The organism is Geobacillus sp. FSL K6-0789 (assembly GCF_038593135.1).
GTDB lineage: Bacteria > Bacillota > Bacilli > Bacillales > Anoxybacillaceae > Geobacillus > Geobacillus stearothermophilus.
Genome location: NZ_CP151966.1, coordinates 1,331,692 through 1,356,253 on the forward strand (window position 1 = coordinate 1,331,692; position 24,562 = coordinate 1,356,253).

Annotated in this window: 15 protein-coding genes, 1 tRNA gene, 1 rRNA gene and 5 pseudogenes; 14 read left to right on the plus strand and 8 right to left on the minus strand. The window is 47.5% G+C overall.

Features of this window, described 5'->3' with window-relative positions; translation table 11 throughout:
- Window positions 1–196: 196 nt before the first annotated feature.
- Entirely contained in the window at window positions 197–934 is a 738-nt protein-coding gene (locus NSQ51_RS06885) for a hypothetical protein (RefSeq protein ID WP_049625537.1), read from the plus strand.
- A 568-nt stretch (window positions 935–1,502) separates the two neighbouring features.
- Here NSQ51_RS06885 and NSQ51_RS06890 read toward each other — a convergent pair.
- Complete coding sequence (locus NSQ51_RS06890; RefSeq protein WP_047817981.1) at window positions 1,503–2,939, minus strand: DDE-type integrase/transposase/recombinase; 1,437 nt, start codon at window positions 2,937–2,939, stop codon at window positions 1,503–1,505.
- 168 nt (window positions 2,940–3,107) lie between these two features.
- Here NSQ51_RS06890 and NSQ51_RS06895 point away from each other — a divergent pair.
- The 4 genes and pseudogenes from NSQ51_RS06895 to NSQ51_RS06910 form a co-directional block, all read left to right on the plus strand.
- Window positions 3,108–3,440: pseudogene (locus NSQ51_RS06895) on the plus strand (RNA-guided endonuclease TnpB family protein); the annotation flags it as partial.
- A 103-nt stretch (window positions 3,441–3,543) separates the two neighbouring features.
- A complete protein-coding gene (locus NSQ51_RS06900; protein ID WP_121678437.1) occupies window positions 3,544–4,677 on the plus strand; it encodes an IS4 family transposase in 1,134 nt (377 codons plus the stop codon).
- A 12-nt stretch (window positions 4,678–4,689) separates the two neighbouring features.
- A pseudogene (locus NSQ51_RS06905) lies at window positions 4,690–5,613 on the plus strand (RNA-guided endonuclease TnpB family protein); the annotation flags it as partial.
- A 455-nt stretch (window positions 5,614–6,068) separates the two neighbouring features.
- Window positions 6,069–7,034 (plus strand): hypothetical protein, encoded by a 966-nt coding sequence (locus NSQ51_RS06910; RefSeq protein WP_233434113.1) that lies wholly within the window; start codon window positions 6,069–6,071, stop codon window positions 7,032–7,034.
- A gap of 20 nt (window positions 7,035–7,054) precedes the next feature.
- Here NSQ51_RS06910 and NSQ51_RS06915 read toward each other — a convergent pair whose 3' ends face one another.
- On the minus strand, window positions 7,055–7,933 hold the full coding sequence (locus NSQ51_RS06915) for an IS982-like element ISGsp1 family transposase (protein ID WP_014195983.1): 879 nt from the start codon (window positions 7,931–7,933) through the stop codon (window positions 7,055–7,057).
- A gap of 709 nt (window positions 7,934–8,642) precedes the next feature.
- On the opposite strand from NSQ51_RS06915, the pseudogene NSQ51_RS06920 reads away from it, so the two are divergent.
- Together NSQ51_RS06920 and NSQ51_RS06925 are read left to right on the plus strand one after the other, a co-directional pair.
- Window positions 8,643–9,173 (plus strand): annotated as a pseudogene (locus NSQ51_RS06920) (winged helix-turn-helix domain-containing protein).
- A 17-nt stretch (window positions 9,174–9,190) separates the two neighbouring features.
- On the plus strand, window positions 9,191–9,703 hold the full coding sequence (locus NSQ51_RS06925) for an IS630 family transposase (RefSeq protein WP_064213688.1): 513 nt from the start codon (window positions 9,191–9,193) through the stop codon (window positions 9,701–9,703).
- 8 nt (window positions 9,704–9,711) lie between these two features.
- Here NSQ51_RS06925 and NSQ51_RS06930 read toward each other — a convergent pair whose 3' ends face one another.
- Window positions 9,712–9,945, minus strand: a complete 234-nt coding sequence (locus NSQ51_RS06930; protein ID WP_053093057.1) for a helix-turn-helix domain-containing protein — start codon at window positions 9,943–9,945, stop codon at window positions 9,712–9,714.
- Window positions 9,946–10,385: 440 nt separating this feature from the next.
- Between NSQ51_RS06930 and NSQ51_RS06935 the strand changes: the two genes are divergently transcribed.
- The 3 genes from NSQ51_RS06935 (at window position 10,386) to NSQ51_RS06945 (ending at window position 13,000) form a co-directional block, all read left to right on the plus strand.
- Window positions 10,386–11,366: a restriction endonuclease gene (locus tag NSQ51_RS06935; protein ID WP_033015505.1), complete on the plus strand. Its 981-nt coding sequence runs from the start codon at window positions 10,386–10,388 to the stop codon at window positions 11,364–11,366.
- 508 nt (window positions 11,367–11,874) lie between these two features.
- Complete coding sequence (locus NSQ51_RS06940) at window positions 11,875–12,705, plus strand: TetR family transcriptional regulator (RefSeq protein WP_183085386.1); 831 nt, start codon at window positions 11,875–11,877, stop codon at window positions 12,703–12,705.
- 219 nt (window positions 12,706–12,924) lie between these two features.
- A tRNA-Arg gene (locus tag NSQ51_RS06945) sits at window positions 12,925–13,000 on the plus strand.
- 132 nt (window positions 13,001–13,132) lie between these two features.
- Here NSQ51_RS06945 and NSQ51_RS06950 read toward each other — a convergent pair.
- Window positions 13,133–13,282 (minus strand): annotated as a pseudogene (locus NSQ51_RS06950) (site-specific integrase); the annotation flags it as partial.
- 382 nt (window positions 13,283–13,664) lie between these two features.
- A complete protein-coding gene (locus NSQ51_RS06955) occupies window positions 13,665–14,945 on the minus strand; it encodes an IS110 family transposase (protein ID WP_055358439.1) in 1,281 nt (426 codons plus the stop codon).
- A gap of 91 nt (window positions 14,946–15,036) precedes the next feature.
- Between NSQ51_RS06955 and NSQ51_RS06960 the strand changes: the two genes are divergently transcribed.
- The gene (locus NSQ51_RS06960; RefSeq protein WP_342462746.1) at window positions 15,037–16,485 is read left to right on the plus strand and encodes an IS66-like element ISBst12 family transposase; all 1,449 of its coding nucleotides are present in this window, start codon (window positions 15,037–15,039) and stop codon (window positions 16,483–16,485) included.
- 664 nt (window positions 16,486–17,149) lie between these two features.
- A complete protein-coding gene (locus tag NSQ51_RS06965) occupies window positions 17,150–18,535 on the plus strand; it encodes an L-cystine transporter (RefSeq protein WP_049625340.1) in 1,386 nt (461 codons plus the stop codon).
- A 262-nt stretch (window positions 18,536–18,797) separates the two neighbouring features.
- Here NSQ51_RS06965 and NSQ51_RS06970 read toward each other — a convergent pair whose 3' ends face one another.
- The 3 genes and pseudogenes from NSQ51_RS06970 to NSQ51_RS06980 form a co-directional block, all read right to left on the minus strand.
- A complete protein-coding gene (locus NSQ51_RS06970; protein ID WP_147432157.1) occupies window positions 18,798–19,112 on the minus strand; it encodes a hypothetical protein in 315 nt (104 codons plus the stop codon).
- 231 nt (window positions 19,113–19,343) lie between these two features.
- Window positions 19,344–20,470, minus strand: a pseudogene (locus tag NSQ51_RS06975) (transposase).
- Between the two features lie 183 nt (window positions 20,471–20,653).
- Window positions 20,654–21,841, minus strand: coding sequence for an IS701 family transposase (locus NSQ51_RS06980; RefSeq protein ID WP_121678128.1), 1,188 nt, complete (start codon window positions 21,839–21,841; stop codon window positions 20,654–20,656).
- Window positions 21,842–22,517: 676 nt separating this feature from the next.
- On the opposite strand from NSQ51_RS06980, the gene NSQ51_RS06985 reads away from it, so the two are divergent.
- A 16S ribosomal RNA gene (locus NSQ51_RS06985) occupies window positions 22,518–24,076 on the plus strand.
- A 209-nt stretch (window positions 24,077–24,285) separates the two neighbouring features.
- The gene (locus tag NSQ51_RS06990) at window positions 24,286–24,429 is read left to right on the plus strand and encodes a hypothetical protein (RefSeq protein WP_162489997.1); all 144 of its coding nucleotides are present in this window, start codon (window positions 24,286–24,288) and stop codon (window positions 24,427–24,429) included.
- Window positions 24,430–24,562: the final 133 nt, after the last annotated feature.

Below are 24,562 nucleotides of genomic sequence, written 5' to 3' on the forward strand. Positions count from 1 at the left end.
GTTGTCACCTATCGAAGAAAAGCTGTGTCAGGAACGAAAACGTCTCGGGCAAGACTTGATTAACCCGGATTTATCTGTTGTGATGAAGAAGTGTTATGAGAAGCAATTAAAAAATTAGAGTGCGACAGGAGAAGCTTCGTTGCACGCGGATCCTGTCACTTGTCGAATGTATGGGCACAGACAGGGGGGAGAAAGTTTGTTAGCTGAAATACATGGAAAAATATCATCAGACGGTTCGAATTTAAGCGAGCGGCTTGAGGATCAGCTGACAGCGAACGTATTTGGCACGTTGCGTTATCTCCCTTTTCCCAAAGGGATTCAGCCGATTTTCAGCAAGGCCGTATTTTTTTCTCAAACTGATCAAACGGTGTTCATAAACGGTTTGGCGGCGCAAAAAGACGAGTTTATAGGGGATAAAGTTAATTTTTGGGTCAAGGGGGAAAGAAGTGAAATCGATGTTTTGCTGGAATTGGATCATTTGACCATAGGAATCGAAGTGAAATATCATAGCCCTTTATCATCAGATGATCAATTGGAGCGAGAAGCAAGCGATTTATTAAACGGTAAAGGACAGACGCCAAAGTTTTTGCTCTTATTAGGAACGGAACCAGAAGTGAATATGATGGCTAAAAAGGTGATGGAAGACAGAAAACTGCCAAGCGGTGTTCATTTCGGATATTTATCGTGGCAAGAAGTGTTCCATCAATTGGTGTACGTGCAAAAAAATGAAACATTGAATGAGTTTGAAAGGTTAATGCTGAAAGATTTGACTGCTTTATTGAGAAAAAAGGGATTTGATCGTTTTCAAAACTTTCAAAGCCTTGCTTGTCCTTTAGTTGACCACTGCTCCTACTTTCATTTTTATACAGATGAACAATTTTTTCATTTAAGTGCCAATCGTATTGAAAAGGAGTGGTATTATGAATTCCGTTAGTATACGAGAGAACATAAAAAACGCTTTTGAGATTGTGCGAAAAACGTACGAGAGTGTCGATAAACTGTTGGCGGAATTGGACCGTCAATCGGTTGAATGTGGATTTGTTCCGGTGATCCCACAATTTTTACGTCAGAAATCTGACCGCGAGTATCAAGGCTGGTTCATTCAATCTTTTATCTTAATTAGGCGAGAAGACTCCCACTTCAACGAAGCGAAGCGGAGTAAGTGGGAGAAGAATCGCCTTAACTATATTTTGCTGAAAATAGGATAGATTCAGTAAAATATAGTATCATATAGTTAGGTAGCGTCAAAAGTTCTATGAAAACTCCACACAGATCATCCCATTGAGCATCGTGGGGCATGCGGAGGGCCGGATTCGCCCTTGACCAACACCCGCCAAAGGTGCGGAAGAGTCGTCAAGGGCGACGGGGACAAAAAAGAAGGCAATAAGAAAGCCGCCCTTGCCATGACCGAATTTTACCTTTGGCGGTGTTCGGTTGGTCAAGGGTTCGCTTCGCCGAATCCGGCAGGAGTTCTGTTCAACGGGCTCCAGAGGACAAAAAAGTCAGGCCGCCTCTTGTTGGAGAAACGCTTGTGCCATGGCGATCAGCTTCGTCCACCGGGCCGGCATATGCGGAAGATCCGCCAGTTCCGGGATGACGACCGGCACCCGGCCTTCGAGCGCGCTGTGTGGGCGCAGAAAGTTGAAATACGCCACAAACAGCGTCACAAAGGACACCGAGCCTTCTTCCGCACCAAACCCATGGGTCGGGCGGTAGTTGCCTTTAAAGGTCCGGTTGAATCGCTCGATGATCTGCTTGAGAGGGCGAAACTCTTCCGAGACCGGATCCTCATTGGTCAGCCCGATCACTTGGCGGACGTCAAATGAAATCCCGTGTTGGGCGAAGAAGTGTTGCGCCAGCAGATAAATCGGGTTGCCATCCACGACGAACGACAAGTCGTCTGGGAGGGACGCTAGCTTCCTGAGGACATCATCGATGGCCTTGATGGCCGAGAGCGTGTCCCGGTTGGGCGAGACGCGATACGACAGCACGATCTTTTTGACGGCGTCAAACATAAAGAACAGGTAATGCCAGCGCCCTTTGACGCGAATATACGTCTCGTCCCCGCAAAACGAACCGGACAGCTCATACGGGAACCGGTCGACAAAGGGCTTGATCCAAAGCGCGACGCTGTTGGCGTAGTTGAGCACCGTCTGATGGGAGATCGAGACGCCATGGATGTCCTTCATGGCGGCGGCGGTCTCCCTCGAGGACATCCCAAAGTTGACGTAGTACGTCAACACGAGCCCCAACACGTGCGGCGACGCAGCCAGCCGGGACAAATCGACCTTCGGCTTGATGAGCGACGAGGAAGCCAACGGGAGAAAGTCAAACAAGAACTCTCGAAACAAATACCGCACCTTGAAGGCTTGAGGATCCTGTTGAAACTGTTGGCGCTCCTTCTTCGTCATCCGGCGAAGGTTGGCCTGGTAAAACGGGCAAGCGTTGTTCTTGCACTTATAGATGTTGTATTCTTTGCGTTCCTTGATTTTTTCCAGCGTCTTTTTGCAGTGCGGGCAGCGAAAGACCGCTTGCTTGGTGAACCGATTTCGGTGGTTGAACCGGCACTGGCACACTTTGCATTGGTATTGCCCTTTTCCGCCGTTATTGGCGTACAGGTAAGAAGAGGGAGCCTGGCAGCGAGGGCAGGTCAACGAATCCGGAACACGGTGTTTCGCATTCGCGCGGCGCTGGATGGGCCGTAAAGGACGTCCGTGCTGGGCTTCATAGTCTGCCAACAGCTTTCGGTAATCAAGGGTTTCCGGCACATCGATGATCGGAAGGTCATCGACCTGAAGTTTCCGGTACGGCTTTTGGATGGGTTCGTCCAAGTCCTCGAGATTCAAGGATTTTCCCACGATCACACCCATCAAATACACAATGATTTGATATTGGGTCTTGATTATTTCGAGCAAATAGGCTAATAATTGAGGTAACAAAGCTTGTCACTCCTTTGTTTTGGCTGTTGGGTGTCGTTACCTCAATGATGGCCGAAAACAACGGGGGTGGCAAGCTTTTTTTCTTCCAACCGTTGAAACTCAAGGGAAAACCGTGAGTGTGGAGGATAAACTTTTGACAATACCTATAGTTAGATGGGAGGTGAAAAAATGTATTTTTGTATCAAACAACAGCTAAATGGTTTGACCAAAGAAGAATACTTGACTCTTCGAGAACTGTGCCATATTGCCAAGAACATGTACAACGTCGGATTGTACAATGTCAGACAATACTATTTTGAACACAAGGAATTTCTTAATTATGAGAAAAACTATCATCTTGCAAAAACTAACGAAAACTATAAGCTGTTAAACAGCAACATGGCACAGCAAATTTTAAAAAAGGTCAATGAAGCCTTTAAATCTTTCTTTGGTTTGATCAGTCTTGCCAAACAAGGAAAATATGACCACAAGGCTATCAGTATTCCAAAATATCTTAAAAAACAGGCGTGTTGATTATCCAATAAAATCCAAAGGGTATAGAAAAAAGAGCACCTTTCCTGTAGAATGTGAGTAGCAACACAAACAAACCCAGGAGGTGCTCTCTATGAACAAGCATACCACACTCCCGAATTTGATGCAAAAACTTGTTTCGGATGAAGAGATTCAACTGATTGCCGAAGCGGTTGGGTATCGTGATTCGTCTCGAACCTTTACGTTGCGCGAGTTGATTCACTTCTTCCTGCTGGCCGCCATGCATCAATGGAAAAGCTTTCGCCACGGAGCCGATGTGGGGCCTCTGTATGGATTGCCGCGATTCCATTATTCAACTGTATCCAAGAAAGCGAAAGAAGTTCCCTATGACATCATGAAACGCTTGTTGGCGTTGATCATTTCCAAGTGCAACCGCCAAACCCGCCGTTCGCTTCGGTTTCCCAAACCGCTTCGGGTGGTGGATTCGACGACCGTCACGGTCGGGAAAAACCGCCTCCCATGGGCTCCGTATCACGGCGAACGCGCCGGAGTGAAGCTGCACGTCGCGTATTCGCCGGAATCCTCGTTGCCGGCAGACGTGGTGGAAACCATCGGACTGCGTCATGATGGCCCGGTGGGAGAACAGTTGACGAACGCTCAACAAGTGCTGGTGGAAGACCGGGCGTATTTCAAAATCGAACGCCTCGATCGATTTGTGGAGCAGCATCAGCTCTTTGTCATTCGGATGAAGGACAACATCGAACTTCATCAGAAAAAAAGCTTGAACCGCCTTCCGAGCGCATCTTCATCGGTTCAAGCCGACTTCACGTGCCAGTTGGGAACGAAACAATACCGCTCCACCAAGCGTCACCGGGTAGTGATCTTTCGAGATGCGAATGGCCGCGACATTCGGGTCGTGACGAACCTCTTCCATGCGTCTGCGGAAACCATTGCCGACATGTACCAACAACGTTGGACTGTTGAGATCTTTTTCCGTTGGGTGAAGCAATATCTGAATGTCCCGACCTTGTTTGGCACGACGGAAAATGCGGTATACAACCAACTGTTTGCGGCGTTCATCGCGTATGTGTTGCTGCGATGGCTGTATGATCAAACCAAAAAACGGACGAACGTCTCTCTTTCCTTCATTTCGTTTGTTCGCCGTTTTTTCTCTGGGCAGCTTCCTCTCGATTGGAAATCCGGGATGGCCGCTGCTTTGTTTGAGTATGCCCAAATTTATGGAAGGCGTATGTCTAATTTTGGATAATCAACACTCGTGCTTAAAAAAGATGGCTTTCATTCACTGATCATTGGCCAGATTCGTATAGACGGCAACAAATTCACGATACCGTATTCTCGCCTATTTAAAAAGACTCACAAGCCTATCACGATAACGATTCCGCCTGTGTTACTGGACAAAAAGATTAAGCAGATTGAAATCATTCCTAAGCATCATGCCAGGTTCTTTGAGATTCAGTACAAATATGAAATGCCTGAAGATCAAAGAGAATTAAATGACCAAAAAGCACTGGCAATTGATTTAGGATTAAACAATGTTGCCACTTGTGTCACATCAGACGGCAGATCATTCATCATTGATGGGCGGAGATTAAAAAGTATAAATCAATGGTTTAACAAAGAAAATGCCAGACTTCAAAGCATAAAAGATAAGCAAAAAATCAAAGGCACCACTCGTAAACAGGCTTTGCTTGCTATGAATCGCAATAATAAAGTGAATGATTATATCAACAAGACTTGCCGTTACATCATTAACTACTGTATTGAAAATCAAATTGGCAAACTTGTCATTGGCTATGCGGAAACATGGCAACGCAATATGAATCTAGGAAAAAAGACAAATCAAAACTTTGTCAATATTCCTCTCGGTAACATAAAAGAAAAACTAGAATATCTTTGTAAATTTTACGGCATTGAATTCTTGAAACAGGAAGAATCCTATACGTCTCAAGCCAGCTTTTTTGACGGCGATGAGATTCCTGAATATAATGCCGACAATCCAAAAGAATATAAGTTCAGCGGCAAACGTATTAAGCGCGGCTTGTATCGAACAAAGTCTGGCAAACTAATGAATGCTGATGTCAATGGCGCATTAAACATCTTAAAGAAAAGTAAAGCTGTAGACCTGAGTGTCTTATGCTCTAGCGGCGAAGTGGACACGCCTCAAAGAATAAGGATTGCTTGAAGCAGTCAAACTTCTTTGGAAGCCCCCACTTCAAATTTTCGCTAGAAAATTAAGTGGGGGTAGTTCACTATCCATTACATCAACGAACATTAAGGATAGGGTGTTTGATGAGTTGCATCGTTTGTGACAGATAAACTGGAATTAGGGAAATTAAAACAGTTGACAGACTGAGGAGGGCGGTGCGTAGGGATCAAAATAGAAATGTCTCTTCGGATGGTAATATTCCGTCTAGCGGAGTTGGATAAATGGAGAAACGGCGAAAGAGAAAACGGTTATTGCAGAAAACTGCCTGGTACAAAAGAATTTAGTTATTTGGGAGTTTTAAAATGAACACGATAGAGTATAATTGCCATTTCACACTGCTTACGGCGAAGATATGGCAAGCCCTGCTTTTTTCCCGTGAATCGGGAATCGCTGGCCAAGGAGCATCGTATTAAAGATATGGGGGGAGAGGAATGAACATGCTGAGCTTTGAGCATAAGAAAGCTATTTTTCGGTCATTTAAGCAATTACAAGAAAAGCCTATAAGTAACAATCGAGTAAATTATGTTTATCCAGAAAGCTTGCAAAGAGGGAAAATATTAGCTAGGGAGTTATCACCTAGTGGAAATGGATATGTAAATGGCAAGTATATAGATAGTGAAATCATAAAGAAAAAAGGATATAACGTTGATCGACGAGGATGGATAAACATTGCAGATTTTTCTGAAGAGCAGTTAAGGGAAGTGATTGAGATTGCCATGATGTCTATGTCAGGGAAAAGGGCTGAAATGATACAAACTGGCGAAAATTTGAACCATGACAGTAACGAAATAAGGCAGGAAACCTCGACTTCTTTTGAGAGATTGGTTCGTTCATGTTTGTATAATTGGCTTGGCTACGGAAATGTCAATGCACCGGTTTGGTTTATTGGGGTTGAAGAAGGCGGGGCAGAAATATGGAGACACCGTACGAAAACACTTGAACAAAGTTTAGAGATTCGCTCAAAGTTTCATCTTCAAATGGATTTTCGGCATGTTTGGGAAGATTTGTACAATATATCGTTATCATCATGGACAGGTCCTAATGTTTGGCGCTATATAGCGGCTTTTATTTTGGAGATCGAAGGAAGGGACGCAACTGTTGAAAATATTAACGATTACATTTTTTATACTAAGCAATTAGGGAGAGAAAGTTCCAATCATTTTCTTGGCGAAATGATGCCATTGCCCAAGCCGTCTAAAAAAAGCATAAAACCTTATGAATCTATTTGGAATTCTGTAAATGATTATTATGATGAAGTAGCCAACAACAGACTTTCCCTTATTCGTAAAACAATTATTGAAAATCAAAATGTAAAGCTCCTCGTATCTTATGATCGAACGCTCACTGAAATGATGCTAAACTATTTCTCTTCGACGATTGAAATGGTTAGTACTTGACCCGTGGTGCTAGTTGAGCGTCAGCGCTCAACCAGCCCTAGTGTGACCAAGGAATAAGCCAACAAGATGCCATCGAGTGCCACTTCAAACCCGGCCATGGAATTCGCTCGAATGTCGGTGATCCGGTATTGGTCTACGAGAATCGAAAACACCGTCTCGATGACTTTGCGTTTTTTTTGGATCCATTCTTCCCATGCCTTGGATGGGCCGTGCTTTTGATTGTGTCGAGACGGTGTCCAGAACGCGACTTGGTGTTCTTCGTACAGCTTTTCTCGAAGAGCGTGGCTGATGTACCCTTTGTCCCCAAAGTTGTAGGGATGAGGGATTTGAGTCATCACCGTTTCAGCGGCTTTGACGTCGTGGCAGGACGCTTCCGTCACGACATAGCCCATGGCCAGCCCTTGATTGGTCACTTGAAGATGCAGCTTGAAACCGTAGTACCATTGCTTTTTGGAAGCACAATACCCCATATCCGCGATCCCTCGAAATCGCTTGACGCGCTGCATTCTCACGGGATGGCACAACGGAAGAGGCAAGCTGTCGACGACCGCATAAGCATGGTGTTGGCCACGTTTCGCCAGCTCATGACGGATCCATTTGATGGCGAAACCAAGCGCCCGGCAGCGGCGGTTGTATCGGGAGCGTTCAAGAAACGAGCCATTTGTGAACAAATTTCCCGTGACAAAACGATGCCAGGCTCGTTCGGAAGAAAAGCCCAGCAACTTCCCCAAAAGGTGAACCGCCATGACCACTTCGTCTTCTTGCTTGACCAAGTGACGGTTGCGGCGATGAAGATACATTTGAATCAACGACAGTTGGGCAGAAACAAAACAGAAAATAGCGGCATATTGTTTTTGAAGTTTGGCTGGATCTGTAGTAAAATGAAAGTGCTCTTGCATGGGGGATCTCTCCTTTCGAATGTTGGGTGACACTTTCATTCTACTGGAGATCCGCCAGCAAGGGCTATTTTTATGCTTGATCAAGTTTATCTAGCACCACGGGTAGTACTTGGAATTTTCAACATGAGCAATATACACTTTATAAAATTACTTTTAGCAATGAAAGATCTATTTTGATGCTTTCCACTCCTTTTTTTGGTAATGGGAGAATTACCTGAATCCGTGATAAAGACGCGTTCAAAGCTGCCAAGAAAACTGGATCAATCAACAAAATATTGCACTCGGGGTTCTTCACCTAATAGGTGAACATTCGAAATGGAGTCGAAGTCTCGACACGATTGGGTTTCCCAGCATTTTTGATACACTTCTGTCACGGATTCAGGAATTAGTTATAATGGGATAAGAAATGCTGCGAGACGTATTATAAATGAAGGATGGGTAGTTCTGTAGCTTGCTTAACTACATTATATGTTTGAATAGAAACAGCACTTGTCAAAGACAAAAAGCAAGAAAAAGAAATGAAAAAGCGGCACGCACAAATGATTCGAACGAAGCAAAAGCAGACGGAACAACATATACAGCAAAAACGCTGTTCGAATGCTGCGGTATTCTATATACATGCACCTTAAAACGATGACTTCTGTATGAGCACCTTTTTTCATGGCTATACTGCTCCTAAATACTCATGTGTAAAAGGAGCGGAAAGGACATGAAACGTCTTAAAATTACAAATGATCACGGCTGGACGCCTTGAACACTTCGGAAACAAGAACGGAAAATCAAAGATGCTTCTCTTCGCGTTCGGGTGACCGCTGTTCGTCTTGTCATGGAAGATCACCTCGGTAAAGATGTCGCGAAAATGATCAACGTATGCCGTCAATCGGTTGTCCTCTACGTTGCACGTTTTAATCAAGGTGGGCTCGATCATCTACTCGATCGTCGGTTGCCGCCTGGTCGCGTGCCATTTCTTACGGAAGAACAACAACAAGAAATTAGACAACTCGTGTTAACCACCACCCCTGTGGATGTCGGCTGGGGCATTTCTTCGTCATGGAATACGCGCATTTTACAATCTTACATTCAACAAACCTATGGTGTTTCCATGTCACGGGAAGGGATTCGCAAGTTGTTGCATCGTTTGCGTTTGTCATGGACACGCCCGACGTATAAGCTCGTCAAAGGAGACGCTAAGCGTCAAGCTGCTTTTCAAAGAGAACTTGAATTTATAAAAAAAAACTAATTACCGGGAATGTTACCATGTTTTATGTGGATGAGACACATGTTCGCGCCTATCAAGCGCTACGTACGACATGGGCAGAAGTAGGAAATCAAAAACACGTGCCGAGCTACGGTCACCACGCCCACGTTTCTATTTTTGGCGCCGTCGATGTTCAACAAGGCGATGTGGTATTTCATCGCGCATCATCCGCCAATGCCGAAACGTTCCTCGACTTTTTGCGCCGATTGAAAGAGAAATATACGGACCGATTCCTCGTGCTTGTGTTGGACAATGCGCGTATTCATCATGCCAAGATGGTGCAAGCCTTTCTTGATGGCGAGGAAGGCGATGCTTTTCATTTCATCTCTTTGCCACCGCATTCTCCACAGTTAAATCCGATTGAACGGCTGTGGAAGTGGTTGAAAGATGAAGTGATTGTCAACATTTTTCACAAGAATCAAAATGACATTGCCCAATCCATTACTCGCTTTGAACAGTACGTCTTACAACATCCAGATGAGGTGTTACGCCGCATGGGGTGTGCTGTGTGAATCAGAGGTTAAAATGTCAATTTGGATGTATATAGAAAAGCTGTGACAAATAAGTCATCGCGATCTTTAAAATAACGATAAATTAAAGCGGGAGATATTCCTGCTTCCTTGGCAATATCACGCATGCCCACATTGGAAATAGATTTTTGGCTGAATAGACGAATAGCTGCATCTATAATCAATTGTTTTCTCGCTTCTCTTTCTTGTTCTTTCAAATCGTGGAAAGTAAGCTTTTTATCCACTATCTCTTCCCCATTAACAAACATCCAAGTAACATTGTTATTATTTCTAAAGTTGAAAGGAAAGTCAAGGTTTTAGGTTCCTGTATGAGCCAAGTTTTGGTGGGAGTTACAAAAACAGTGTGGGAAATTTGGTCTTATAAATAAAAGCGTTTTCTATAATAAGCAATTGTTCCATTTATTTTGGTGAAGAAAAGCAATGAAATGATTGAATGGTTGCCGCTGCTCAAAGGTATCGATCGGTAACTGCTAAAACGAAGCATTTTAGTTTTTACTTCTAGAAGGCTGGTGAAAAACGACTGATTTCGCCGAACCCATTGTTTTCGGTCGAAAGAGAAGCGTTGATTTTGCAAGACTTCTCTATTTGAGAAAAAAGTCCGTTTTTCCGCGATTTTTCACTAAATCACCGGCCTTCCAGAACAAAAGGATTTGGAGGAACCTGGATGTCAAAATGGTGGATGATCCGCGCGGGCGATCGCAATGAACTGATTCCGCTTTGGCTGGAAAAGGGCATCGCATCGATCGGTTGGGCGAGATTGGGCGATCCGAAGCGCTTTCGGTCGAAAGAACAGCTGCAGCGAAAGGCGGATGAAGTGTTTGCCGAGTCAAAACCAAAATCGAGAACGAGTTGGGTGAATCAAGTATGGCGGTTTGCCCATGAAATCAAAAAGGGCGATCGAGTGATCACATATTCAAAAGAGAAAAGGGAGTACATTGTTGGAACCGTGACAGAAGAGCATCGTTACGATCCCTCCATCGGGCATCCCTATTATCCGAACATCATCCGGGTAAAATGGGAAAATGCGACAGTTCCAAGGGATTCGTTGTCAGACGGAGCGAAGAACAGTTTAGGTTCGACGCTGACGGTGTTTCGAGTGGACGAATGGGGCGATGAAATCGAGCAGCGTTTACACAGTGAACCATTCTCAAAACCTCAACATGAAGAGGGGGAAACGGAAGAAATCGTCGAAGACCTTGTTGGAAAAGCGTTGATGATGATCCAAGACAAAGTGGACAAGCTTGATCCGTGGCAAATGCAAGATTTAGTGGCAGGCTTGCTTCAAGCGATGGGGTACAACGTGCAAGTAAGCCCGAAAGGCCCTGACGGCGGTGTGGATGTGCTCGCCTATAAGGACGCGTTTGGCTTTGAAAAACCTGTAATCAAGGTGCAAGTGAAGCATCGCAAAAGCGCCGCCTCGGCCCCGGAAATCCAGCAGCTTCTCGGAGCCAACCCGATTGATGCCAATTGCCTGTTCGTCTCCACAGGCGGTTTTACGTCCCACGCAGAGGCAGTCGCCAAACATAATTCCGTGAAACTGATTGATTTGGAAGAGCTGGTCAACTTGATTGTCCATTGGTATGAGAACATGCCTAGCGATGCGAGAGCGCTGCTTCCGCTGCAGAAAATGTATGTGCCTGAATAAAAGCCGTTTGGGGCCGATTTCCTAGTTGCTCGAGGTTTTCCCGATTAAGCGAGTTGATGTTTGTTGAGCCTTTATGCCAAGGCAGGGATTTCGTCGTATTGACTTGGATGGAACACACAAGCGAAAAACGGAGAGCTTTCCCCAGCTCTCCATTTTTTCGTACATGCAGGATTTCGGCCTTATGTTCACGAATGATATCCCTTATTGTTGGTTTCCTCCGTGAGGAACCGTCCTTTCCACGATGGGAACGATTCCGCCAAGGATGTTGATGATGACAAACGGCCAACCGTTCGTTGTGCGGATGGTGCTCCCTAAGAACGCTGATCAAGTTGCGGTGTTTGCAAGGGCGGTGGACGGAGAAGGTCGTCTTGCCTGCGATCAGGGAAGCAGCGGTTCAAGGCTGCGGCGAATCCCATCGCTTCGCGTTGCCGTGCAGACGGGGCGTCTAAATGCAAGGGCAATGGTGGTGTGTGGCTGTAAAGATGGTGTTTTTGAGAGGGGATGAATGTTGCAAATCGTCACCTATACGTTCTATTCCATTGTGTCGGAACGAAGCGGGATTCGGCTGATCGATGCGGATTGGAGCGATCGGTGCGGATGGATCGTTGTGCAAAGAAGCCGTCGGCGGTTGGAGTGCGTCGTGAATGGAACTGTTCTTCATCCGGACGTCTCTGTTCGCTTTCCCATCATTCGCTGGGTCGACAGTGAGCGCTTTTTGCTGGCGGATGCGAGAAGTGACGGAATCAGCCATAATGTGTTTTTGGTAGATCTGCATGGAAATGTACAACATTCCTTTTGCGGCGGCGATGGGATTGAAGACATAGCGATTGGAAAAGAAGGGATCTGGATCGGCTACTTTGATGAAGGCGTGTTCGGCAAAGGAATTTCGACGGAAGGATTGGTTTTGTTTCGATTGGACGGTTCCCCGGCATTCAAGTATCATTCCCATCTGACGGATCGTCCAATGATCGTGGACTGCTATGCGATGTGCAAAGGAAAATCATCGACCTTGTGGCTTTTTCCTTACGACGATTTTTCGCTGATTCAGGTGGATCCTTGCAAAAAGACGGTGCGGAGATACAAAGCACCCGAGCAGCTGCGCGGATCGACCGCTGTATGTGTGAGGGGGAACTATGCGTATTTTGGCCACAGCTATCATGCAAAGGAGGAAGTGTACAGCTGGGACATCGGAAACGGAACGCTGGAGAAAATCGGGCGTCTTCATGGGGCGGTTCGAGGACTGGGGCCGAAGGAAACGAACCACTTTGTGAGTGTCGAGGATGATGCCGCGAGGGTGCATAGGATTCTCAATCCAGACGAATACGGGACGTCATGGTAAGATGATCGTGGCTGTTTTTCCGCATCGGGCAAGACGTTTTGGGCAGGCGATTTGAACGTTCCGCGGGAAAACGTGGGTCGATCCAAGCCGACGAATCCAAATTGCTGGGAGCGAAGAGCGAACTTTGGAGAGATCGGGGGTGGAGTTTTCGATTTTGTTTGTCTATCAGCTATTGAATTTTTAGGCGCAGATGGATAGAATGAAAAAGGAGAGCCATATGGCCCCGTAGCTCAGTGGATAGAGCGTCGGTTTCCTAAACCGTGCGTCGGAGGTTCGAATCCTCTCGGGGCCGCCATCTACATACGATTCGTTCGGGTTGAGATTGCCGAACCCCTTGATATGACTGCGTTTGTGGTCATTTTTCATTTTTTAGGAATCCCCAAAAAAACGATAGAATCCGAAAAAATTTTGCACGAATTTTGCACGGCTATTTGGCATGGTACAGCTCCTCCATTACGAGATCGACCTGCCGGGATTCTTTTTGTTCCATCTCATCTAAAATGTGCGAGTACGTTTGTAAAGTGGTTACAATATCTTTATGCCCCAGCCGCCGGGAAACGTATTTGATATTCACTCCCTCTAGAAATGTTGATTTATCAAGGCTTTTCGGCCCCTCAGGGGTGTCCAAAAAATATTTTTCGACAAAATCTCTTACATCCTTTTTCAGTTTTGTGGATATCTTACAGACCTAGGGTGCGCTTCGCGGCCACGGCTGGTTATATTTTCCTGCCGTGGGGGAAGCGTATTCGATGCACCCTTTGGATCTCCGCGTCGCTGATGAGGACGAACCCTCCCATGTCTCCGGGCGTCTTCGCGCCAACATTCCCTCGTTCGGTCTCGTCATCAGGCGGAGGCCGGCCAAGCTCCTTTGGGGACTCAAGGTCGAATGGATAAAATCACGCCAGCTTCTCCGGTGTCATCTCGTTGTCCAACGATTCTTCCGTTCGCAGGGGGAGGCCTTAGGCCGCCCGTTGCACCTGGGACAAGACGTCCTGTTTCATTCGCTCCGCGTCAAACGCTTGTTTCTTCGTACAAATCGCAAACAGCACATTCAACAGCTTCCGGCACAAGGCGACGATGGACTGCTTTCCGGTCAGCGGATTGACGGATCGGGTCGTATAATACTCATGCAGCTCGCGAAACGCCTCGTTATGCCGAATCAGCGGAATCATCGCCCGAAACAGCACCGATCGCAGCCGTTTCCGTCCCCGTTTGGAGATGTGCTTTTGCCCTTTGCGCTGGCCGGAGGAGTTCTCCTTGAGCGTCAGGCCCGCCAACTTCACCAATTGGCGCGGGTCCCGATAATGGGCGAAGCTGCCGATCTCCGCCAGCAGATCGATGATCGTGGCGTCTCCCAACCCGTCGACCGTTTTCAACCATTGGTACTCCATCGTCGTTTGAACCAATGCCTTCAACTCGGCGTCCAGTGCAGCGATCTCCGCCTCCAATTGGCGGTATCGGCGGACGAGCGCGGCGATCTCAAACCGGGCCATCGCTGTCCCTTCCGTCACCCCAATCGAGTCCTTCGCGGTGTTGATCAACGCCTGAATTTTGGCCTTCTGCGGGCATTTCATCCCTTCGCTTTGCCGGTACACCTCAAGAAGCTCCTCCACCGTCCGGCCGGCCATATCAGCCGGAAGCGGCGTCCACTCCAACACCGAAAGCGCCGTTTTCCCCAAGTCACGAAACACGGTCCAAAACTCTGGAAAATACCGATCCGTCCAGCGGACGATCGCGTTTTTCACCGCCGTCTGTTCCTTGCGGAGCTTCTCTTTGAGCGTGCTTCCCACGCGCAAATCGGCTTCGATCTCGTGCAGCAGCCGGGGAACGAGGAATCGTCCGTCTTTTGCCAGTCTGGCAATGACCAGGGCGTCTTTGGCGTCGTGTTTCGTCGGCAGGTTGTCATCGAGTTCTTTCGACCGGCACACATGCGCCGGGTTGACCATGACCAACGGGATCCCGTGCTCCTCGAGGAAGTAGGCCAGGTTCAACCAGTAGTGCCCGGTCGGCTCCACCGCGACGATCACCTCTGACTTCCCAAACGCTTGCATCGCCTCCTGAATCGCTTTATACAGCTGCTGAAACCCCTCTTTCGACTGGAAGATCGGGAACGACTTGCGAAGCACGCGCCCCCGGTCATCCACGAAGCAGGCGTAGTGGGTTCGTTTCGCGATATCGATGCCCACGACAAGCGTTTGTTCCGTAACTTGATCAATTTTATAGTTTTGTGTACAATTCATGTAACTATTCAGCCACATCATAAAGTGAGCTGAATATTTTCTTCTTTCCTTGTCTATGATGTGAATATTGATAGACAAGGAGGTGAATCGCATGTTGACGGTACAACAAGCTGTATTTACAGTTGAGAGCTTAATCGGCAAAGTTCAACAACAAAAACAGCTCATTCATCAACTCATTCAAGAAAATGAACATTTGCGTCACGAAAACAAACAGCTACGCAAAGAAAATGAACAACTGAAGTACCGTGTTCAAGAGCTGGAAGCACGCACGAAAAAAAACAGCTCCAATAGCCATTTGCCCCCATCTTCTGACCGTTTTGAGAAAAAGCGTTCCTCCCGCGAGCCGTCTGGCAAAAAGCCTGGTGGGCAAGAGGGACATGAGGGGAAGACGCTCCGTCAAGTGGAACATCCACATCATCGTGTCGTCCACCGTGTGCATACGTGTCAAGGATGTGGAGCTTCTTTGCGTGAAGTCAAACCGTTCAAAGTCGATATCCGTCAAGTGTTTGATGTCCCTCCTGTGGCGATCGAGGTGACACAACATGAACGTGAAGTGAAATCGTGTCCACATTGTCGATGCGTGCAACAAGCCGAATTCCCATCCCATGTCACGAATCATGTGCAATACGGTCCACGGCTCACGGCGCTCGTTGTTTATTTACATCATATCCAATTGATCCCGTACAAGCGTTTAAGTGATACAATCGAAGCGTTATATCAACACTCGATTAGTACAGGAACCCTTGCCAATATGGTGAAACGAGGACGCGAAGCGCTGGAATCAAATATGGACATCATCGAAGACGCCTTACTTGAATCCAACATCCTGCATGTCGATGAAACGAGTTTGCGCATCAATGGGAAACTCGCATGGGTGCATGTCGCGTGTACATCGAGATATACATACTTGGCTCCTCACGCTTCTCGTGGAAAAAAAGCGACCGATGAGATCGGGATTCTTCCCCGATATGAAGGGACGATGATGCATGATGCGTTCGGTACGTATCCGAAATACACACATGCCACCCATGCCCTTTGTCATGCCCACCATTTGCGTGAGTTAAAAGGATTCATCGAACAGGGGCATACGTGGGCGATGCGCATGACCACGTTTCTGTTAGCCGCCAAGCAAGCCGTCGAAGCCCATCACGGTGCACTTTCCGAAGAAGAAGCGAGACGGTGGGAACGAGTGTATGATCGCATCCTAGAAAGAGCACAACACCGATTAGAAACGATGACGCCTCTTCCGAAAAAAGCACTCGCTTTTGTTCGACGCCTTCAAAAACGAAAGGAAGAAGCGCTGCGTTTCTTACGTGAAGTACATGTTCCCTTTGACAACAACCAAGCCGAACGCGATCTTCGCATGGTCAAAGTCAAAGAGAACATTTCGGGTACGTTTCGCGAAGAAACATTCGCGCAGTCGTTTTGCATCGCAAGAAGCATCGTTTCCACACTGACGAAACACGAAAAAAACGTGTGGGATTCGTTATGTCTTCTGTTGACAGGTGAAACGCTCGATCGTGTTCTTTCTACCACTTAGGGCATTTTCTATGACCGAAATGCCCTATTTGTGCTGGGCTTTTTTATACACTAGCACTGGGGTGAATAGTTACCAATTCATCTGAAGTCCTCCTTGGTATGGTGAGTGATGTGGTTGACACCCCTGCATCATACCAAGAGGGCTTTTTTTGATCAAGTCCCCGGAAAAGCTCCTAACGGGAATGCTCCTTTGGAATCAAATTCCGAAGGCTAGGTGGGCTCCGTTTTTTGTCTTAAATGGTGTTTTCAGGATAGATGCAACAAAGAAGTTTAACATATCCTTGACAGAAAAGTGGTTTGCCCATTTTTGACTGTCGAAGGCAAGCCTATGGCTTGCCTCCGTCACGCTAAAGCGTGACGGAAGACCGAACAACCACCCGCTTCACAGATCCATACATGGGTCTGAAAGCGACGTTGTTCGGTCGCCCGACAGTCGATCCAATCGCTCTGTAAAAACTACAAATGTTAAAGATTCAAATTGCACCTATATAGTTCCCTATTCATTCCAAATCCATTTCAGAGAAACCCTACCCCCATTATATTACACAAAATTCTTGACGGTACCTAGCAATTTCCTATAAACTCTTTCATACGATAAATAAAGCTCACTTTACATATCGGTTTTTAATCATTAGAGTAATTTTACGTGTCAGGAGGGATTGACGATGAATGTTTACCTAATCATTTTCAACGTTGCTATATTGCTATTATTGATTGGTGTTCTGGCCTATATGCAAAAGAAACACGTTTCCTTCTCCAAACGGGTATTTACTGCTCTTGGACTCGGAATCGCCTTTGGGTTCGCATTGCAGGCAGTGTATGGGGCTGGTTCCGCTATCGTCCAGCAGTCCACCCAATGGTTTGACATTGTCGGCACAGGCTATGTAAAACTGTTGCAAATGATTGTTATGCCATTAGTTTTCATTTCTATCGTTATGGCGTTTACCAAACTTTCTATATCTAATAATTTAGGAAAAATCGCCACGCTCATTATTGGGCTATTATTGGGCACTACGGCGATATCTGCTTCTATCGGCATCATGGCCTCATTAGGCTTTCAATTAGAGGCGGTGGACATTCCTTCGGGAGAGGCGGAACAGATACGTGGGCAGGAGTTAGAACAAAAATATGAACAAATTCAAAACCTGTCTTTCCCACAAAAAATAATCGAGCTGCTTCCGGCAAATCCATTTTTAGATTTCACGGGACAGCGCAGCACATCCACCATAGCGGTTGTTATTTTCGCCGCCTTTGTCGGCATTGCTTATTTAGGAGTTGCTAAAAAACAGCCTGAACAGGCGGAAATGTTCAAAAAAATAGTAGATTCCCTGTACGCGATCGTCATGCGCATCGTCACGCTAGTGCTGCGTCTAACGCCTTACGGAATTTTAGCCATTATGTCCCGAGTGACTGCGACAAGCGATATCAACTCTATTGCAAAACTAGGAAAATTCGTCGTGGCTTCCTATATTGCACTTTTCGTTATGTTTGCCGTTCATTTGCTAATTTTAGCGTTGTCCGGACTAAACCCTATTACTTACGTAAAAAAAGTGCTGCCGGTACTGTCGTTTGCATTCACTTCTCGTTCAAGCGCCGCCACTCTTCCATTGAATGTTAAAGCACAAACAACCGCGCTTGGCGTTCCCGAAGGCATCGCCAACTTTGCCGGCTCATTTGGGCTGTCAATTGGGCAAAATGGCTGTGCCGGCATTTATCCTGCCATGCTTGCAGTGATGATCGCGCCAACCGTTAACATCGATCCAACTTCTCTTTCCTTTATTTTGACGCTTATTCTAGTCGTCACCATCAGTTCGTTTGGGGTTGCAGGCGTTGGCGGCGGTGCTACGTTTGCGGCGATTCTAGTGTTATCGACCATGAATCTGCCAGTAGCATTAGCAGGATTGCTCATTTCCGTAGAGCCGCTGATTGACATGGGAAGAACTGCCTTGAATGTCAGCGGAAGCATGACCGCCGGTGTCGTCACCAGCCGCATCACTAAAGAATTGGATTTAAATATCTATAACGGAGAAACGCAAAAACTAGAAGCATAGGGCTTGGATATGTCTTGCACTTTCCCGCCCACGCCAAAACATCCGGCTGCACTTGTGCGGTAAATGAAAGAAGAGAGCCTAAACATTATGAGCACCTGTCAAGCAGACACGCATAAAAAAATTACGGCATGGGTTCAGTATCCAACAGAACCCATGCCGTATTCATTTGTGCTTCTTCAACAATTTGCAGCGAAACGGAAACATGTCATGGCACCACAGATTATAGAAAAAATTCTGTTCTTCGACGGGAGTAAGAAATCGTTCACATTTTTAAATTCCATCCTGTATAAACACCTGCTAAAAATATTGTCGTAATCACAATAAAATGGAAGACAACCCATCCCCATCTTCCATAGCGAAAAGATTTAGATTGTATCGGTTTTCTTGAATGAGTTGGAACAATTTTTCCACCAATCCACTCAAAAAGAAGCAAATAAATCCACCACCATGTATAAGAGTCCCAAGCATCCCAGTTTTCTTTGTAATCCATTATCTTAACTGGGGGAATAACACGAAAATTTCTAAAAGCATCGCGATATGAACCATCCCCCAGTAAAAGGGGATCTTCCATCCCCATTTAGACGGACTATATCTCACTCCGAAAAGAACATAAAAAGGAATGACCGTAAACATTTCAATGATAGGTATCGGTGACATAGGGATAAGTCTAGCCGGAAAAGAGTAAAATCCGATAGAAACAAATACAAAACAAAGGAAAGCTCCCGTCAAACCGCTTATAAAATAGACTGTAGATGAGCAATTTTCATAACAATAATTACCATGTAAAAAGAAACAAACAGGGTACCCTTTATGACACATGGAGCTGTTTTTTCACGGTATCAATGGGAATATCTTGTTTCGCTGCATCGTAAATAAACTCCACGAGGCTATGTCCTTTTCTCTTGCGCAAGAGATCGAGCCCATCAGAAAAATCGCTGTTCGACTCGAATAGGCTGTACACGTAAGCAAGCTGCACCAAGATCCAGTAGCGTTTCACCGCCCGAACCTGACGAACACGGTACCCATCGAGCTTCAGCTGGTCTTTCGCTTGTCGAAAAAAGCATTCGATCGACCAGCGTTGGGCATAGTGGCGCAAGATGTCTTCATCGCTTAGCTCCCGATCGGTGCTCAAGACGCAGTGAAGATGTTCCGATGTCATCGGCTGATTGGCTTTCCAAGCGAGCAGCACCACCGCATGGTCGAGACCGTTGAGCGCTCCTTCGTAACGATAGACGCGATAATGCTCTTCTCCCACCGTGACGAGGTGAGTGTCATTCGGTTCGATGGAGCGGGCCAACTGCTTCGCTTGGACGGCAACGCCGTTCGGATAGAGAATCCGGTTCGTCTTGAGCATCGCGATGACGTGGAATCCTTTTTTCAGACAAGCCGTACATCCAACGAAGAAAGCATCTCGATCGCGAGTTCCCCTTTGCTTTTTCCCGCCGTCTTGTCGTAGAGGCGGAAGGAAAAGGGAAACGCCTGGGTTGCAGTATGAACCATGAACCAAACAAGAGAATGGCCCCAAATCGATTTTTTCTCTGAGTGAGAGTAGTGCCAATCACATCCCTGAATCGCGTGTGTTGCCCGTGACGAAGGCTTGGTTTTTTGGCAAATCGTATCATCGATCGAAACAAACAAGGGTTGATTCTCCTGTTTGGCGATGCGTTCGACACGACGAAGGATCCACTGCTGGAGTTTGCGAAGCAGTGTCTCTTCCTCCCACGGACTTTTCGTGAAAAAATGGCTGAGTGTCGTGCGGTGGTTCGGATGAAAGCTCCCATGATGAAGATCGGTCAATGTTCCCGAAAAGCCCTTCGTGATCATCGCATCCACGATATGAACGAGATGCTTCATAACAGGTTTTGAAAAATAAAGGGCCAACCCCAACATCGTGAAAAACTTGTGAATTCCTTGATGATGTGCTAATCTATTCATGAGACATGAACCTCCTTGTGAATGGTTTGGTAGCACATCTATTCTAACCAAGGAATCGGGTTCATGTCTCCTTTTTTGTTTCGATGTAAATTTATGTTAGTGATTTTGCTCATCTACAGTACTGTAGATGAGCATTTTTCATTACAATAATTTCCATGGTTAGAGAGACAAACAGGGTACCCCTTACGCGATACGGAGCTGTTTTTTGATCACATCAATGGGAATCTCTTGCTTTGCAGCGTCATAAATGAACTCGACGACGCTGTGGTCTTTCCGCGACCGAAGAAGCTCCAGCCCGGTGGAGAGGTTTTGTCGGGATTCGGCGATGCTGTACACGCAGGCCAACAGCACCACCGCCCAATACCGTTTCACCGCCCGAATGTGGCGAACGCGGTATCCATCCAGCTTCAGTTGATCTTTCGCCTGCCGGAAAAAGCACTCGATCGTCCAGCGCTGGGCGTAGTAACGCAAGATGTCTTCGTCCCCGAGTTCCCGGTCGGTGCTCAAGATGCAATGAAGATGTTCCGGCGCCATCGGCTGATCCGCCTTCCAAGCCAGCAGCACCACCGCGTCATCGAGGCCATGGATGGCCCCCTCATAGCGATACACGCGATAACGCTCCTGCCCCACCGTGACGAGGCGGGTGTCTTTGGACTCGATATAGCGGGCAAACTGCTTGGCTTGGATGGCGATGCCTTTCGGGTAGAGAATCCGGTTCGTCTTGAGCATCGCGATGACATGGAATCCCTGTTTCAAGCAGGCTTCAATGAGCTTTTTGGACGGATACCACGAATCCATGAGCACATACACCGGCTGAGCCCGCTTCACCTTGAGCGAGGAAAGCATCTCGATCGCCAGGTCGATCTTGCTTTTTCCCGCTTTCTTGTCATACAGGCGGAACGCAAATGGGAACGCCTGCGTGAAGGTGTGCACCATCAGCCAAACGAGCGAATGCCCCCAGACCGATTGATGATCTTTATGCGAGTAGTGCCAGTCGCACCCTTGAATGGCGTGCACAGCCCGTGACGAAGGCTTTGTTTTTTGGCAAATCGTATCATCAATCGAAACAAAAAGGGGTTGATTCTTCCGTTTGGCCAGTCGTTCGACCTGGGAAAGGATCCACTCTTGAAGCTTCCCAAGCAGCCTTTCCTCGTTCCAAGGGCTTTTCGTGAAAAAGTGACGGAGCGTCGTTCGATGATTCGGATGAAAGCTCCAGTAATGAATATCAGTCAATGTTCCCGAGAATCCCTTGGTGGTCAAGGCATCGACAATATGAATGAGATGCTTGATGACCGGTTTGGAAAGCTGCAGCGTCAACCCCAGCGTGAAGAAAAACTTGTGGATTCCTTGGTGATGTGCTAATCTATTCATGAGACATGAACCTCCTTGTGGATAGTTGGTGGTACATCTATTCTAACCAAGGAATCGGGTTCATGTCTCCTTTTTTGTTTAGTTGTCAATTTATGTCAGTGAATTTGCTCATCTACAGTACAGTAAATAAAAAATCCTTTGTTTTGACCTTGTTAGGGTGCGAAATGTGAGTCGTAAGGTGCGAAATGTGAGGTTTAGGTAAGTTGGAAGATAAAATTTGCTCAAGGGCAGATGCCGGGGGACAGTGGTGATATACAGAGGAATGCAGCTTGATTTTGGTTGAAATTGCATGCACAACAACTGTTGACTTCAGATGATGAAAGTAGTATTATATAAAACGTTGCTTTGGTGGTAGGCAAGAAGCGGCCTAAATGCATTCAACAAAGAACGAAAACGCAAAAGTTAAAAAATGCTTATTGACAAAATATGATTTTTTGATATAATTAAATTCGTCAGGTTGTTCAAGATAGTAATTAAGAAACTTGGCGATCGTTGGATGGAATCATTATATTAATAAAGATTAATAAAGAAATCGAATTGCAAACGCGAGCGAATTCAGAAAAGTTGAATTCCTCAAGATTATGGAAAGAAGTTGCTTGTTCCTTGAAAACTGAACGAAACGAAGCGCGACGAAAAGCGGAGGTCCGCATGGGCCGAAGCAAAAGCCAATCAACTTTCTTTGGAGAGTTTGATCCTGGCTCAGGACGAACGCTGGCGGCGTGCCTAATACATGCAAGTCGAGCGGACCGGATTGGGGCTTGCCTTGATTCGGTCAGCGGCGGACGGGTGAGTAACACGTGGGCAACCTGCCCGCAAGACCGGGATAACTCCGGGAAACCGGAGCTAATACCGGATAACACCGAAGACCGCATGGTCTTCGGTTGAAAGGCGGCCTTTGGGCTGTCACTTGCGGATGGGCCCGCGGCGCATTAGCTAGTTGGTGAGGTAACGGCTCACCAAGGCGACGATGCGTAGCCGGCCTGAGAGGGTGACCGGCCACACTGGGACTGAGACACGGCCCAGACTCCTACGGGAGGCAGCAGTAGGGAATCTTCCGCAATGGGCGAAAGCCTGACGGAGCGACGCCGCGTGAGCGAAGAAGGCCTTCGGGTCGTAAAGCTCTGTTGTGAGGGACGAAGGAGCGCCGTTCGAAGAGGGCGGCGCGGTGACGGTACCTCACGAGAAAGCCCCGGCTAACTACGTGCCAGCAGCCGCGGTAATACGTAGGGGGCGAGCGTTGTCCGGAATTATTGGGCGTAAAGCGCGCGCAGGCGGTCTCTTAAGTCTGATGTGAAAGCCCACGGCTCAACCGTGGAGGGTCATTGGAAACTGGGGGACTTGAGGGCAGGAGAGGAGAGCGGAATTCCACGTGTAGCGGTGAAATGCGTAGAGATGTGGAGGAACACCAGTGGCGAAGGCGGCTCTCTGGCCTGCACCTGACGCTGAGGCGCGAAAGCGTGGGGAGCAAACAGGATTAGATACCCTGGTAGTCCACGCCGTAAACGATGAGTGCTAAGTGTTAGAGGGGTCACACCCTTTAGTGCTGCAGCTAACGCGATAAGCACTCCGCCTGGGGAGTACGGCCGCAAGGCTGAAACTCAAAGGAATTGACGGGGGCCCGCACAAGCGGTGGAGCATGTGGTTTAATTCGAAGCAACGCGAAGAACCTTACCAGGTCTTGACATCCCCTGACAACCCAAGAGATTGGGCGTTCCCCCTTCGGGGGGACAGGGTGACAGGTGGTGCATGGTTGTCGTCAGCTCGTGTCGTGAGATGTTGGGTTAAGTCCCGCAACGAGCGCAACCCTCGCCTCTAGTTGCCAGCATTCGGTTGGGCACTCTAGAGGGACTGCCGGCGACAAGTCGGAGGAAGGTGGGGATGACGTCAAATCATCATGCCCCTTATGACCTGGGCTACACACGTGCTACAATGGGCGGTACAAAGGGCTGCGAACCCGCGAGGGGGAGCGAATCCCAAAAAGCCGCTCTCAGTTCGGATTGCAGGCTGCAACTCGCCTGCATGAAGCCGGAATCGCTAGTAATCGCGGATCAGCATGCCGCGGTGAATACGTTCCCGGGCCTTGTACACACCGCCCGTCACACCACGAGAGCTTGCAACACCCGAAGTCGGTGAGGTAACCCGCAAGGGAGCCAGCCGCCGAAGGTGGGGCAAGTGATTGGGGTGAAGTCGTAACAAGGTAGCCGTACCGGAAGGTGCGGCTGGATCACCTCCTTTCTAAGGGGAAAAGCGAAGGCCGCCCGCCTATCGGCGAAACGCGCTGGAGGGCCTGCGAGGAGGCTGTTGCCGCCGCAGCAGGACCGAAGCGTCGCGAGCCGATGGCGGCCGGAGCTAGACAGTACGAAAAGCGGAAGCGCCGCGTTCGGCTCTCGAAGCCAAATGTTCTTCACCCGGAGGGGTGCTGGCACCCCGAGGGGGAAGGTTATTTGGCAGAAGAGAGCCAGGCGCTGGAGCTAGACAAGACGAAAAGCGAAGGCCGCAATGGCCAACTGTCGATACACAGCGCTTCTGTTTCGTTCAGTTTTGAGGGAGCGAGTCATGTTCTCTCAATGACAAAAATCGTTCCTTGAAAACTAGATAACCGGAAAAGCGGAGGCGAGCGTTTCGCCGCGATGGGCAAATGTTCTTCGCCTGCAAGGGTGCTTGCACCCGGAAGGCGAAGGTTATTTGACCCCGAGCGGCGGCGAGCCGACGCTAGACAAT

What these genes read in the sequence shown, in the direction of transcription:
- NSQ51_RS06970 (WP_147432157.1), bottom strand. Translation starts at nt 19,112, where the DNA reads ATGGGGATGGAAGATCCCCTTTTACTGGGGGATGGTTCATATCGCGAT.
- NSQ51_RS06925 (WP_064213688.1), top strand. Translation starts at nt 9,191, where the DNA reads ATGTTTTATGTGGATGAGACACATGTTCGCGCCTATCAAGCGCTACGT.
- NSQ51_RS06955 (WP_055358439.1), bottom strand. Translation starts at nt 14,945, where the DNA reads ATGAATTGTACACAAAACTATAAAATTGATCAAGTTACGGAACAAACG.
- NSQ51_RS06910 (WP_233434113.1), top strand. Translation starts at nt 6,069, where the DNA reads ATGAACATGCTGAGCTTTGAGCATAAGAAAGCTATTTTTCGGTCATTT.
- NSQ51_RS06935 (WP_033015505.1), top strand. Translation starts at nt 10,386, where the DNA reads ATGTCAAAATGGTGGATGATCCGCGCGGGCGATCGCAATGAACTGATT.
- NSQ51_RS06960 (WP_342462746.1), top strand. Translation starts at nt 15,037, where the DNA reads ATGTTGACGGTACAACAAGCTGTATTTACAGTTGAGAGCTTAATCGGC.
- NSQ51_RS06915 (WP_014195983.1), bottom strand. Translation starts at nt 7,933, where the DNA reads ATGCAAGAGCACTTTCATTTTACTACAGATCCAGCCAAACTTCAAAAA.
- NSQ51_RS06900 (WP_121678437.1), top strand. Translation starts at nt 3,544, where the DNA reads ATGAACAAGCATACCACACTCCCGAATTTGATGCAAAAACTTGTTTCG.
- NSQ51_RS06980 (WP_121678128.1), bottom strand. Translation starts at nt 21,841, where the DNA reads ATGAATAGATTAGCACATCACCAAGGAATCCACAAGTTTTTCTTCACG.
- NSQ51_RS06965 (WP_049625340.1), top strand. Translation starts at nt 17,150, where the DNA reads ATGAATGTTTACCTAATCATTTTCAACGTTGCTATATTGCTATTATTG.